Raw genomic sequence first — 12,638 nt, forward strand, 5'->3', positions numbered from 1 at the left:
CGCCGACCCTGTGCCGTGCCCCTCCGGCGGTCGTCCGGCCCGTGCGGGCAGGAGAGGACGACACGCGACGGGGCACGACCTCGATGCTATCGGCCGGGACGCCGCCGGCCGGGGGCCCCCGATAGAGTGGCCTGTCGTGTCCGAACCCCCCTCCCACGCCGGTGCCGTGCCCGCCGTGCCGCCCGTGACGATGGTCGAGGCGCAGCGCTCGGTCGCCGAGGAGCTGGACCGGATCGCGCCGGTGATCGAACCTCTCGGGCAGCGCTTCGCCGAGGCCGGCGAGGAGCTCGCGCTGGTGGGCGGCCCGGTGCGCGACGCGATGCTCGGGCGCCACCACACCGACCTCGACCTGACGACCTCCGCACGGCCCGAGGTGACCGAGCGGCTGCTGCGGGGCTGGGCCGACGCGGTGTGGGACATCGGGCGCGCGTTCGGCACGATCGGCTGCCGCAAGGGCGACTACCAGATCGAGATCACGACGTACCGCTCGGAGGCCTACGACCGCGACTCGCGCAAGCCGGCCGTCGACTTCGGCGACACGCTGGCCGGCGACCTCGGTCGCCGCGACTTCACCGTCAACGCGATGGCGGTGCGGGTGCCCGGGCGCACCTTCGAGGACCCCTACCGCGGCGTGGTCGACCTGGCAGAGCGCGTGCTGCGCACGCCGGGCACGCCCGAGGACTCCTTCTCCGACGACCCCCTGCGGATGATGCGGGCCGCACGGTTCGCCGCCCAGCTCGGCTTCGCGGTGGACGACGGCGTGGTCGCGGCGATGACCGCGATGGCCGAGCGGATCACCATCGTCTCCGCCGAGCGGGTGCGCGACGAGCTGGTCAAGCTGGTCTGCGCGCCGTACCCCCGGCGCGGGCTGGCGCTGCTGGTGGAGACCGGCCTCGCCGCGCACGTGCTGCCCGAGCTCCCGGCGCTGGCGCTCGAGCGCGACGAGCACCACCGGCACAAGGACGTCTACGAGCACACCCTGACCGTGCTCGAGCAGACCATCGACCTCGAGCCGCGGCTGCCCGGGGGCGGCCCCGACTTCGTGGCGCGGTTCGCGGCGCTGATGCACGACGTCGGCAAGCCGCGCACGCGTCGCTTCGTCGGCGACGGCACGGTCACCTTCCACCACCACGACGTGGTCGGCGCCAAGATGACCCGCAAGCGGATGAAGGCGCTGCGCTTCGGCAACGAGGTCACCGACCAGGTCGCCTCGCTGGTCGAGCTGCACCTGCGCTTCCACGGCTACGGCGACGGGGAGTGGACCGACTCCGCCGTACGACGCTACGTGCGCGACGCCGGCGACCAGCTCGAGCGGCTGCACGTGCTGACCCGCGCCGACTGCACCACGCGCAACCGGCGCAAGGCCGAGCGGCTGCGCCGGACCTACGACGAGCTCGAGGCCCGGATCGCGCACCTCTCGGAGCAGGAGGAGCTCGACGCCATGCGGCCCGACCTCGACGGGCACCAGATCATGGAGCTGCTCGGCATCCCCGCCGGCCGCGACGTCGGCGAGGCCTACCGCTTCCTCCTCGAGCTGCGCCTCGAGCACGGGCCCCTCGGCGAGGAACGTGCCACCGAGGAGCTCCGGCGCTGGTGGGCCTCCCGCACCTGACCGAAATGACGCTGACCCGCCGTTAACTAACGGCGGGTCAGCGTGGTGGGGCTGTGGATCAGTGGTCCTCGCCCTCGATGAAGGCCTCGACGCGACGGCGACCCTCGTCGTCGGGCAGCTGCACCGGCGGCGACTTCATCAGGTACGACGACGCGGCGAGCACGGGGCCGCCGATGCCGCGGTCCTTGGCGATCTTCGCGGCCCGGATCGCGTCGATGATGATGCCGGCGGAGTTGGGGGAGTCCCACACCTCGAGCTTGTACTCGAGGTTGAGCGGGGCGTCACCGAACGCGCGGCCCTCGAGGCGGACGTAGGCCCACTTGCGGTCGTCGAGCCACGCGACGTAGTCGGACGGGCCGATGTGCACGTTGCGGTCGTCGGCGGTCTTGCCACCGAGCGGGCCGGTGAGGTTGGACGTCACCGCCTGGGTCTTGGAGATCTTCTTCGACTCCAGGCGCTCGCGCTCGAGCATGTTCTTGAAGTCCATGTTGCCGCCGACGTTGAGCTGGTAGGTGCGGTCGAGCACCACGCCGCGGTCCTCGAACAGCTTGGCCATCACGCGGTGGGTGATGGTCGCGCCGACCTGGCTCTTGATGTCGTCGCCGATGATCGGGACGCCGGCGTCCTCGAACTTCTTGGCCCACTCGGGGTCGGAGGCGATGAAGACCGGCAGCGCGTTGACGAACGCGACGTTCGCGTCGATCGCGCACTGGGCGTAGAACTTGTCGGCCTTCTCGGAGCCCACCGGCAGGTAGGAGACGAGGACGTCGACCTCGCGCTCGCGGAGAACCGAGACGATGTCGACCGGCTCGGCCGCGGACTCCTCGATGGTCATCCGGTAGTACTTGCCGAGGCCGTCGAGCGTGTGGCCGCGCTGCACCTCGACGCCCAGCGTCGGGACGTCGCAGATCTTGATGGTGTTGTTCTCGGAGGCGTTGATGGCCTCGGAGAGGTCCTTGCCGACCTTCTTGTCGTCGACGTCGAACGCCGCCACGAACTCGACGTCGTTGACGTGGTAGTCGCCGAAGGCGACGTGCATGAGCCCCGGGACGGTGCCGGCGGGGTCGGCGTCCTTGTAGTACTCGACACCCTGGATCAGGGATGTGGCGCAGTTGCCCACTCCCACGATGGCTACTCGAACCGAACCCATGAGGGCTTCCTTCCTAGTCCTGACTGGCTGCTCACGACGGGGTCGCGGCGGAGCTCGTGTCGCTGTCGGTGCTGGTTGTGTCGCTGTCGGTGGTGCTGCTGGTCGTGCTGGTGGTGGTGCTGGTGGTGGTGCTGGTGGTGGTCGTGGTGGTGCCGGGGTCCCCGGTGGCGCGCTCGGCGTTGATGAGCTCCGAGAGCCACCGGACCTCGCGCTCGACCGACTCGACCCCGTGGCGCTGGAGCTCGACGGCGTAGCGGTCGACCTCCTTCTGGGTCATGGCCAGCTGGCCCTGGACCCGCTCGAGCCGCTCCTGGAGCCGGCTGCGGCGACCCTCGAGGACGCGCAGGCGGATCTCCATGTCGGTGCGGCTGAAGAACGCGAAGCGGATGTCGAAGTTGTCGTCCTCCCACGCCGTGGGACCGACCTCCGACATCAGCCGCTCGAACTCGCGCAGGCCGGCGTCGGTGAGCTGGTAGACGATGCGCGGGCGGCGCGTGACCGTCGTGGCGGTCGAGGCGACCTCCTCGATCAGCTGGGCCCGGAGCATCTTCTTCAGCGCGGGGTAGAGCGAGCCGTAGGACAGCACCCGGCCCCACCCCAGCATCAGGTTGAGCCGCTTGCGCAGCTCGTAGCCGTGCATGGGTCCCTCATGCAGCAGTCCGAGGACTGCGAGCTCGATGGTTTCGCCACGACGTGCCACGCGACCTATCGTAGCGATATATCCGAAGAGAACGGAATGCGGGTCTGGTCCGGGAGTGCCGGAGGCCACGTCGCCGTCGTCTTCGGACCCGTGGCGCCAGCCCGTACCCTGTAGCGGGCACCGCGGGCGGAGCCGCCACCTGCCGGCGGCGGTGCCCGGCGCGGCGACGCGCCACGGACCACGCCCTGCCCCCGACCACGGAGCACCTCAACCTTGAGTGGAAAGCGCAGAGCCCCCGGCCCCGCGGTGAAGCGGACCCCCGCCGCACCCTCGAAGTCCAGCGGGAAGGGGGGCGTCCCCCGGTCGCGCGGCCAGAAGATCTGGCGCGTCGGTCGCTGGTTCCTCGCCGCCGGTCTCGTCCTCGCGCTCGTCGGCGTGGGCGCGTTCGTCTACCTCTACCAGACGACCGACCTGCCCGACCCCAACGCCGACTTCGAGACCCAGACGTCGTTCATCTACTACTCCGACGGCAAGACCGAGGTCGGCAAGTTCGCGACGCAGAACCGCGAGATCATCACCCTCGACGAGATGCCGCAGACACTGCAGGACGCGGTGGTCGCCGCCGAGAACCAGACGTTCTGGACCGACAAGGGCATCGACCCCAAGGGCATCCTGCGGGCCGCGTTCAGCAACGCGCAGGGCAACTCCACTCAGGGCGCGTCGACGATCACCCAGCAGTACGTGAAGATCCTCTACCTCACCCAGGAGCAGACCCTCACGCGCAAGCTCAAGGAGGCGATCCTCTCCCTGAAGCTGCAGAACCAGGTGAGCAAGAAGGAGATCCTCGAGGGCTACCTCAACACCATCTACTTCGGTCACGGCGCGTACGGCGTGCAGGCCGCGGCGCAGGCGTACTTCGACAAGGACGCGAAGGACCTCGACCTGCGCGAGAGCGCCTTCCTGGCCACGGTGCTGAACAACCCCACCGGCTACGACCCCGACGTCAGGGCGAACCGCGAGGCCATCCTCGAGCGCTACCACTACGTGCTCGACTCGATGGTGAAGACCGGCGCGATCACCGCCGACGAGGCGGAGACGGCCAAGAAGCGCCTGCCGAAGTTCCCGCAGATCGAGCAGGAGAGCACCTACGGTGGCCAGCGTGGCCACATGCTGCGCCTCGTCAAGGACGAGCTCCACCAGCTCGGGTTCACCGACGAGCAGATCGACGGCGGTGGCCTGCGGGTGACGACGACGTTCACGCAGAAGGCGATGAAGGCCGCGGAGGAGGGCGTCATGGAGGCCCGGCCCGACGGCTTCTCCGACAAGCAGCTGCACATCGCGGCTGCGTCGGTCGAGCCCGGCACCGGTGCGCTGCGCGGCTTCTACGGCGGTCAGGACTTCCTCGACTCGCAGATCAACTGGGCAGAGGCCGGCGGCATGGTCGGCTCGACGGTCAAGCCGTTCACGGTCGCGACCGCGCTCGAGCAGGGCTACTCGCTCAAGGACACCTTCCAGGGCGACTCGCCCTACGAGTTCCCCGACGGCTCGACGGTCAACAACGAGGGCTTCGGCCCCGACGGCCTCGGCAACGACTACGGCGCAGCGGTCAGCATGACGACCGCGCTCGAGGAGTCGATCAACACCGCGTTCGTCGACATGTCCAGCAGCATGACCAACGGGCCCGAGAAGATCCTGCACACCATGAACGAGATGGGCGTGCCGCCGACCGAGCGCGACCGCGACTACCCCGGCATCCCGATGACCAGCCGCGACCTCGAGGCCGACTCGCGGATCACCCTGGGCAAGGCGCGGATCAGCCCGATCAACATGGCCAACGCCTACGCCACGGTCGCCGCCGGCGGCCAGCGCTCCGACGTGCACGTGATCGAGCGGGTCGTGGACCCGTCGGGCGAGACGCTCTACGACTTCAAGCAGCCCGCGCGCGAGGGCATCGACGAGGACGTCGCGGCCGACACGTCGTACGCCATGCAGCAGGTGGTGCAGAACGGCACCGGCCAGGCCGCCCTGGCGCTCGGTCGGCCGGCTGCCGGCAAGACCGGCACCGCGACCAACGACAAGGACGCCGTCTCCTCGGCGTGGTTCGTCGGCTACACCCCGCAGCTCTCCACGGCCGTGATGTACGTGCGCGGTGACGGCGACGACAAGCTCGACGGCTGGCTGCCGTCCTACTTCGGCGCCGACTACCCGGCCGACACGTGGACCGCGATCATGCAGCGCGACATGGCCGGGCTGCCGGTCGAGGACTTCCCCCCGCCGGCGAACCTCGACGGGAACGCGCCCGAGGACGGCCACGCCCCCTCCACGCCGCCGCCGCCGCCGACGACCAGCACGACCGAGCCGTCGTCCACGCCGACCTCGGAGACCACCTCGAAGGCACCCGGCCCGCCGAGCTCGACGTTCACGCCACCGGGCCAGTCGTCGCCGACCGCGACCGACTCGTGCACGCTGCTCAGTTGCCCGACGTCGTCCGACACCTCGACCCAGGGCCCGCCGAGCACGCCGCCCGGCCAGCAGGCCTACCGCGAAGAGCGGTACTGGTGACGACGCCGCCGGACGAGCACCCCCCCGCGGGGCACGTCCACCCCACGCTCGACGACCCCGGCATCGCCCGGGTGAGCGAGGTCGTGGGCGGCCCGGTCGGTGACCACGCGGGCCGCCACCCGTGGTGGACCCCCGCCCGGGTGGTGCTCGTCCTGGCGGCGCTCTGCTTCTCGCTCGGCATGGTCCAGAAGTCCTCGTGCTACGAGGCGAACTGGACCAACGGCGACTCCCGCTACACCCACATGTGCTACTCCGACCTGCCCTACCTCTACACCGGGCGGGGCTTCGCGGAGCTGAACTGGCCCTACACCTCCGACCCGCAGGTGCGTGACCGCTACCCGGCGATGGAGTACCCGGTGGTGATCTCCTACTGGGCCTACGGCACCGCGTGGGTGACCCACTGGATCAGCGGATCGCCGGACCTGCGTGAGCGCTACCTGATGCAGCCGGACGAGCTCTTCGGCGACGCGCAGGTCTCGCAGGAGGTGCGGCGGTACGTCGTGGTGAACGCGCTCGGCCTGGCCGCGCTGGCGCTGCTGAGCGCGTGGCTGCTGACGCGCGTGAACCCACGACGACCGTGGGACGCCGTGTTCTTCGCGGCCTCGCCGATGCTGGCGCTGACCGCGCTGGTCAACTGGGACATGCTCGCGGTCGCCCTCACCGCCGGGGCGCTGGTCGCCTGGAGACGGGGCAGCCCGGTAGCCACGGGCATCCTGATCGGCCTGGGCACCGCCACCAAGCTCTACCCGCTGTTCCTCCTCGGCGGCATCCTCGTGATCGCGCTGCACCGACGCCGGCTCTCCGACCTGGCGCTCTTCGGCAAGGCCGCCGCGGGGGCGATGTCGGCCTGGGTCTTCGCCAACATGCTGGCGTACTTCACCGACCTCCAGTCGTGGCAGGTCTTCTGGCAGTTCAACAAGGACCGCGCTGCCGACCTCGGCTCGGTCTGGCTGATGGTGCAGCAGGCGACCGGCCACCAGTGGACGGCCGACACGATCAACAACGTGTCGTGGCTCTTCATGGCCGTGTGGTGCCTCGGTGTGCTGGTCATCGGCCTGCGGGCCCCCGAGACACCACGGCTCGCGCAGCTCGGCTTCCTCATCGTCACCGGCTTCCTGCTGGTCAACAAGGTCTACTCGCCGCAGTACGTGCTGTGGCTGCTGCCGCTCGCCGTGCTGGCCCGCCCCCGCCTGCGCGACCAGGTCATCTGGCAGGCCACCGAGCTGTTCTACTTCGCCTCGGTGTGGTGGTACCTCGGGCACGAGCTCGACCCCGCCGGCGGCGGCGAGCCCGGCTCCTACTGGGTCGCGGTGACGCTCCGGATGCTCGGCGAGCTCTACCTCGCAGGGATGATCGTGCGCGACATCCTCCGGCCCCAGCACGACCTCGTGGACCGCACGGTCGAGTGGCCCGAGAGCGACGACGACCTCGACACCGGGGACGAGGCGCCACCCGCCGACGACGAGCGGGAGCTGGCCGCCGCCCGGTGACCTGCGTCAGGTGACGACGACGCGGTCGAACTGCGTCGCGGTGAACCGCACCCGGACGTCGACCTCGTCGCCGACGGCGGGCACGGCGGCGCCCTCGGGCAGGAGCAGCATCGAGGCCTGCATGTGCGGCGGCTCGGCGAAGAGCCGTGGCTTGCCGTCGACCGTGAACGGCGACCGGACGACGCCGACCGCATCGAGGCCGCCGCGGGCCACGGTCCCGGCGCGGGAGCGCAGCGAGCCCTCGCCGGTGGGGGACTCCAGCCCGATGCCGTGGGCGGTGCCGCCGCTGACGACGAGGAGGTGGCCGCCGCGCGCCGCGTGCCGCGCGCGGTAGCCGTAGACGTCGCCGCGCGCCAGCCGGTGGACGTCGAGGACGGTCGCGGTGACCCGCAGGGCGCCGCGGTCGCCGAGCCACAGCGCCGTACCGATGCGGGGGCGGAAGCCGAAGTCGGCGTGGCTGGTGGCGAGGGAGACCAGCTCGGCGTCGGTGAGGTGGCTGACCCAGACGGTGGGGGTGCCGAGGCCGGCGGCGACGACGTTGTCGAGCAGCCGGTGCACCTCGGGCAGGTGCTCGCCGCGGGTGAGCGGGAGGTGCAGGGCGACCCCGCGCAGCCGCCGGTCGCCCTCGGAGAACCCGCGGGCCCGCAGCAGGTCGGCCGCCTCGCGCAGGCCGGGTGCACTGAAGCCGTGCCGGCGCATGCTGGTCAGCCGCTCGAGGACGAAGCGGGCGTCGGGGTCGCGGTCGAGGAGGCCGGCGAGGTCCTCGGTGCGCCCCACGGTGTGCACGACCCGCCGGGCGAGCGCCGGCTCGAGCTCGAGCGCGGCGCCGAAGGGCCGCCACGGCGTGAGCACCAGCAGGTCGCCGTCGAACCGGGTGGCGACCTCGGGGAGCTCCTCGTAGGTACCGACCGCGATCGTGTCGACGCCGAGCCAGGCGGCGCGGCGGGCGAGCCGGTGCAAGCCGAAGCCGTAGCCGTTGCCCTTGACCACGGGGACGAGACCGGGGTGGGCCGCGGCGACCGCGCGCAGGTGGGTGCGCCAGCGGTCACCGTCGACGGTGAGGGTGAGGCTCATGCCGGGCTCACCTGCGCCTGAGGTACTCGTCGAAGGCGCGGTAGAGCAGGCGGTTGAGCGGGAGGTCCCACTCGCCGGCGTACTCGACGGCCTCGCCGCCGGTGCCGACCTTGAACTGCACCAGCCCGACGTGGGGGTCGTCGGCATCGAGGGTGTCGGTGATGCCGCGCAGGTCGTAGACCTCGGCGCCCGCGGCGAGGGCGTCGCGGATCATCGCCCACTGCACGGCGTTGGACCCGCGGACCTCGCGCTTCTCCGTGGACGAGGCGCCGTAGGAGTACCAGGCGTGGGTGCCGACCCGGATCGCGATCGTGGCGGCCACCAGGTCGCCGTCGTGGCGCGCGAACCAGAGGCGGATGCGGTCGGGGTCCTCGCCCGCGAGCGCGTCGAGCATGGTGCGGAAGTACGCCGCGCCGCGCGGCGTGAAGTGGTCGCGGTCGGCGGTGTGGACGTAGAGGTCGTGGAACAGCTTCAGGTCGCGCTCGGCGTGGGCCGGGTCGCCGGCGGTGACCTCGACCCCCTCCTTGGCGGCCTTCTTGATGTTGCGGCGCCAGAGCTGGTTCATGCCCTTGAGCACGTCGTCCTCCGACCGGGCGACGACGGTGCCGTCGTCGGCGGTGGTGGTCAGCGGGACCTGGAACACGTACTGCGGCTGCCCGGCGGAGAAGCCGCCCTCCGCGGCCTGGTGGCGCCACCCGAGCTCGCGCAGGCGCGCGACGGTGCGGGCGCCGACGGGGTCGCGGTGGGTCGGGGCGACGTCGCCGAGCCGGCTCACGGCCGGGTCGGCGATGCCCTCCTTGACCTGGGCGGCGGTCCAGCGGCGGGTGACGACGGGAGGACCCATGCGCACCCCGAAGGCACGCTGCGCGCGGAGGTGGGTGACCATCGGGTCGAGCCAGTCGGCGAGGTCCTCGCCGTGGCTCAGGGCCCAGTCGATGACGGGACCCTCGGGGAGGTAGGCGAGGTAGCGCTTGACCCGGGGGAGCTGGCGGTAGAGCACCAGACCGGCCCCCACGTGCTCGTCGCCCCGGAACCAGCCGAGGGACTCGCGGCGCCACTCGGACTTCACCCGGCCCCAGGCCGGTGTCTGCAGGAAGCTGGCCGAGGGCAGCGTGCGCAGGAAGGCGAGGTGCTCCTCCTCGCTGGTCGCGCGCACCGTGAGGGGCGCGTTCGAGGTCGGGGAGGTCACCCCTCCGAGGCTAGCGGTCGGGCTCGGGGCGCTCACACCCGCTCGCGCAGCCACGCGACATCGGCGCGGTGCTCGTCGGCGCCGCCCGGGGTCTCGAGCACCACCGGGGCGCCGGCGTCGCGGACCACGGCCGCGAGGAGGTCGGGGTCGACCTTGCCGTGCCCCAGGCTGGTGTGGCGGTCGGCGCCGGAGTCGAACTCGTCGCGGCTGTCGTTGCAGTGGACGAGGTCGACCCGGCCGGTGATGCGCCGTACGTCCTCGACGACGGTCTCGAGCGCGTTGCCGCCCGCGTGCGCGTGGCAGGTGTCGAGGCAGAAGCCGACCCGGTCGGCGCCCTCGGCCGCCGCGATGGCGTCCCAGACGCGGCCGATCCGGTCGAGGTGGCGGGTCATCGCGTTGTCGCCGCCGGCGGTGTTCTCGATGAGCAGCGGGAGCTTGAGGTCGGTGGCCTCGACCGCCTTGCGCCAGTTGTCGAAGCCCTTCTCGGGGTCGTCGTCCTTGTTGACGTGGCCGCCGTGGACGATGAGACCCTTGGCCCCGATCGCGGCCGCGGCGTCGACGTGCTGCTGGAGCAGCTTGCGGCTCGGGATCCGGATCCGGTTGTTGGTGGTCGCGACGTTCACGATGTACGGCGCGTGGACGTAGAGGTCGATGCCGGCGGCCTCCGCGTCGGCCCTCAGGCCCTCCGCGCCCCCGGCGTAGCGCACCTCGGGGCCCTGGTACCCCTGCGGGTCGCCGAGGAAGAACTGCACGAGCGTGACGCCGCGCGCCTGCGCCTCGGCGATCGGGTCGGTCTGGTCGACGTGCGCTCCGATCTGCATGCGACTCAGCCTAGGTGGGGGCGGGGACGGTGCAATTCACGGGTTGACCAGCGAATTGGTCGATGTCGCACGGAGACAACCATCCGGAGGTCGCCATTTCCGTACGACGGTGTGGCTGGTGGGGCTGCCGGTACGACGCCCCGGGGTCGCCGACAGCGATTGGGTCGCCGCGAGCGGCCGCTGCTAGCCTTGGGCGTTCTCGTGTCCCGGTTCCACCGACGGAAACCACCACGAGAGCCCCGCCGGCCTAGCGCCGCGCCGGGTCAACGCAAAGCCCTCCTGCCACGGATCGTCCGTGGCCGCCCTGAGTCCAGAGGAGGTGGAGACCGCTGTGCGTGCCTACGAAGTGATGGTCATCCTCGACCCCAGCCTCGAAGAGCGAACCGTCGAGCCGTCGCTCGACAAGTACCTCAACGTCATCCGCAAGGACGGCGGCAACGTCGAGTCCGTCGACGTCTGGGGACGTCGTCGCCTCGCCTACGAGATCCGCAAGAACGCCGAGGGGATCTACGCCGTCATCTCGATCAACGCCGAGCCGGCCACGGTCAAGGAGTTCGACCGCCAGCTCACGCTGAACGAGTCCGTCCTGCGCACCAAGGTGATCCGCCCCGACGCTCACTGAGGCCGCGAGCCCCACGAGTCGTCACCTGTGGAGAAGCCCTTCCGCCTGTCGGCGCCGCCCGCTTGGATGAGCGTGCACCGGGCCGACCGGCACGGACCAGAGCAGAACAGCAAGAGGGAGACCTGACATGGCAGGCGAGACCGTCATCACCGTGGTCGGCAACCTGGTCGACGACCCGGAGCTGCGCTTCACCCCCTCGGGTGCGGCCGTGGCCAACTTCCGGATCGCGTCCACGCCGCGCACCTTCGACAAGCAGACCAACGAGTGGAAGGACGGCGACGCGCTGTTCCTCTCCTGCTCGGTCTGGCGCCAGGCCGCGGAGAACGTCGCGGAGTCCCTCCAGAAGGGGATGCGGGTCGTGGTCCAGGGCCGCCTCAAGTCGCGTCAGTACGAGACGCGCGAGGGGGAGAAGCGCACCGTCTTCGAGATCGAGGTCGAGGAGGTCGGTCCGTCCCTGAAGTACGCCACCGCCAAGGTCACCCGCACCCAGCGCTCCGGCGGTGGGGGCGGCTACAACCAGGGCGGCGGCGGCGCGCCGGCCAACGACCCGTGGGCCCAGCCCGCCCCGACCGCCGGTGGCGGCCAGGGTGGCGGCCAGGGTGGCGGCCAGCCCGGGCAGGACCCCTGGGGCGCCCCCGGCGTCGGCGGCGACGAGCCCCCGTTCTGACCTGATCCGCACCTGCACCACCCAGCACGACCCAGATCAAGCAACCAGCCCACCATTCCGGCGCAGTAACCACTCTGCGCCGGGCTCTCGAGAGGAGCACCACAATGGCCAAGGCAGTGATGCGCAAGCCGAAGAAGAAGGTTTGCCAGTTCTGCAAGGAGAAGGCGACCGGTGTCGACTACAAGGACACCACCCTGCTCCGCAAGTTCATCTCCGACCGCGGGAAGATCCGCGCCCGGCGGGTGACCGGCAACTGCGTCCAGCATCAGCGTGACGTGGCGATCGCGGTCAAGAACGCCCGCGAGGTCGCCCTGCTGCCCTACACCTCCACCGGTCGCTGAAGGGAGTCTGGACGATGAAGCTCATCCTGACCCAGGAGGTCTCCGGTCTCGGCGGCCCCGGCGACGTGGTCGAGGTCAAGGACGGCTACGGCCGCAACTACCTCGTCCCGCGCGGTGTCGCCATCCGGTGGACCCGCGGCGCGGAGAAGACCGTCGAGTCGATCAAGCAGGCCCGCGGCTCGCGTGCCCTGCGCGACCAGTCCCACGCCGAGGAGGTGCGCACCAAGCTCGAGGCCCAGGCGGTCAACGTGCAGGTCCGCGCCGGCGCGGGCGGCCGCCTGTTCGGCGCGGTCACCGTCGGCGAGATCGCCGCGGCGCTCAGCGAGGCGACCGGCGAGTCCGTCGACAAGCGCACGATCGCGGTCGCGAACCCGATCAAGACGCTCGGCTCCCACGAGGTCTCCATCCGGCTGCACGACGACGTGTCCGCCACGGTGGCGCTCAACGTCGTGCCCGCCTGAGGCACTCGC

12 protein-coding genes are annotated in these 12,638 nt (G+C 71.2%); 7 read left to right on the forward strand and 5 right to left on the reverse strand.

All coding sequences use genetic code 11. The annotated features are described in order from the left end of the window. The first annotated feature begins 190 nt into the window (after positions 1-190). Entirely contained in the window at positions 191-1,612 is a 1,422-nt protein-coding gene (locus tag ACFPGP_RS06425; protein WP_378588979.1) for a CCA tRNA nucleotidyltransferase, read from the forward strand. 58 nt (positions 1,613-1,670) lie between these two features. Here ACFPGP_RS06425 and ACFPGP_RS06430 read toward each other — a convergent pair whose 3' ends face one another. Together ACFPGP_RS06430 and ACFPGP_RS06435 are read right to left on the reverse strand one after the other, a co-directional pair. Beyond that, the gene (locus tag ACFPGP_RS06430; RefSeq protein ID WP_378588457.1) at positions 1,671-2,762 is read right to left on the reverse strand and encodes an inositol-3-phosphate synthase; all 1,092 of its coding nucleotides are present in this window, start codon (positions 2,760-2,762) and stop codon (positions 1,671-1,673) included. A gap of 31 nt (positions 2,763-2,793) precedes the next feature. Next, positions 2,794-3,462: a PadR family transcriptional regulator gene (locus ACFPGP_RS06435; protein ID WP_378588459.1), complete on the reverse strand. Its 669-nt coding sequence runs from the start codon at positions 3,460-3,462 to the stop codon at positions 2,794-2,796. A 246-nt stretch (positions 3,463-3,708) separates the two neighbouring features. On the opposite strand from ACFPGP_RS06435, the gene ACFPGP_RS06440 reads away from it, so the two are divergent. Both ACFPGP_RS06440 and ACFPGP_RS06445 read left to right on the forward strand, forming a co-directional pair. After that, a complete protein-coding gene (locus ACFPGP_RS06440) occupies positions 3,709-5,964 on the forward strand; it encodes a transglycosylase domain-containing protein (RefSeq protein WP_378588462.1) in 2,256 nt (751 codons plus the stop codon). Continuing rightward, positions 5,961-7,454: a glycosyltransferase family 87 protein gene (locus tag ACFPGP_RS06445; protein WP_378588465.1), complete on the forward strand. Its 1,494-nt coding sequence runs from the start codon at positions 5,961-5,963 to the stop codon at positions 7,452-7,454. Before ACFPGP_RS06440 ends, ACFPGP_RS06445 begins: the two co-directional genes overlap by 4 nt. A gap of 6 nt (positions 7,455-7,460) precedes the next feature. Here ACFPGP_RS06445 and ACFPGP_RS06450 read toward each other — a convergent pair whose 3' ends face one another. Genes ACFPGP_RS06450 through ACFPGP_RS06460 form a run of 3 tightly spaced genes read right to left on the reverse strand, consistent with a single transcriptional unit; the run spans position 7,461 to position 10,538 of the window. Beyond that, positions 7,461-8,528, reverse strand: a complete 1,068-nt coding sequence (locus ACFPGP_RS06450) for an alanine racemase (RefSeq protein WP_378588467.1) — start codon at positions 8,526-8,528, stop codon at positions 7,461-7,463. Positions 8,529-8,535: 7 nt separating this feature from the next. Then, on the reverse strand, positions 8,536-9,717 hold the full coding sequence (locus tag ACFPGP_RS06455) for a lipid II:glycine glycyltransferase FemX (RefSeq protein ID WP_378588470.1): 1,182 nt from the start codon (positions 9,715-9,717) through the stop codon (positions 8,536-8,538). A gap of 32 nt (positions 9,718-9,749) precedes the next feature. After that, on the reverse strand, positions 9,750-10,538 hold the full coding sequence (locus ACFPGP_RS06460) for a deoxyribonuclease IV (RefSeq protein WP_378588473.1): 789 nt from the start codon (positions 10,536-10,538) through the stop codon (positions 9,750-9,752). A 331-nt stretch (positions 10,539-10,869) separates the two neighbouring features. Here ACFPGP_RS06460 and rpsF point away from each other — a divergent pair, with 331 nt between their 5' ends. The 4 genes from rpsF to rplI all read left to right on the forward strand — a co-directional run bounded on the left by rpsF (position 10,870) and on the right by rplI (position 12,629). Continuing rightward, positions 10,870-11,160 (forward strand): 30S ribosomal protein S6, encoded by a 291-nt coding sequence (rpsF, locus tag ACFPGP_RS06465; RefSeq protein ID WP_378588475.1) that lies wholly within the window; start codon positions 10,870-10,872, stop codon positions 11,158-11,160. A 127-nt stretch (positions 11,161-11,287) separates the two neighbouring features. Then, positions 11,288-11,827 carry a single-stranded DNA-binding protein gene (locus ACFPGP_RS06470; protein ID WP_378588477.1) on the forward strand — a complete coding sequence of 180 codons (540 nt, stop codon included), beginning with the start codon at positions 11,288-11,290 and terminating at the stop codon, positions 11,825-11,827. Positions 11,828-11,931: 104 nt separating this feature from the next. Next, positions 11,932-12,168 (forward strand): 30S ribosomal protein S18, encoded by a 237-nt coding sequence (gene rpsR / locus ACFPGP_RS06475; RefSeq protein ID WP_192144374.1) that lies wholly within the window; start codon positions 11,932-11,934, stop codon positions 12,166-12,168. Between the two features lie 14 nt (positions 12,169-12,182). After that, on the forward strand, positions 12,183-12,629 hold the full coding sequence (gene rplI, locus ACFPGP_RS06480) for a 50S ribosomal protein L9 (protein WP_378588479.1): 447 nt from the start codon (positions 12,183-12,185) through the stop codon (positions 12,627-12,629). Positions 12,630-12,638 lie beyond the last annotated feature (9 nt).

Origin of the sequence: Nocardioides taihuensis, from assembly GCF_042657275.1 — a bacterium.
GTDB classification, from domain to species: Bacteria; Actinomycetota; Actinomycetes; order Propionibacteriales; family Nocardioidaceae; genus Nocardioides; species Nocardioides taihuensis.

Bases quoted from the DNA above. Each gene is read 5' to 3' on its own strand.
- ACFPGP_RS06425 (WP_378588979.1), top strand. From the start codon at position 191: ATGGTCGAGGCGCAGCGCTCGGTCGCCGAGGAGCTGGACCGGATCGCG.
- rpsR (WP_192144374.1), top strand. From the start codon at position 11,932: ATGGCCAAGGCAGTGATGCGCAAGCCGAAGAAGAAGGTTTGCCAGTTC.
- rplI (WP_378588479.1), top strand. From the start codon at position 12,183: ATGAAGCTCATCCTGACCCAGGAGGTCTCCGGTCTCGGCGGCCCCGGC.
- ACFPGP_RS06430 (WP_378588457.1), bottom strand. From the start codon at position 2,762: ATGGGTTCGGTTCGAGTAGCCATCGTGGGAGTGGGCAACTGCGCCACA.
- ACFPGP_RS06450 (WP_378588467.1), bottom strand. From the start codon at position 8,528: ATGAGCCTCACCCTCACCGTCGACGGTGACCGCTGGCGCACCCACCTG.
- ACFPGP_RS06460 (WP_378588473.1), bottom strand. From the start codon at position 10,538: ATGCAGATCGGAGCGCACGTCGACCAGACCGACCCGATCGCCGAGGCG.
- ACFPGP_RS06470 (WP_378588477.1), top strand. From the start codon at position 11,288: ATGGCAGGCGAGACCGTCATCACCGTGGTCGGCAACCTGGTCGACGAC.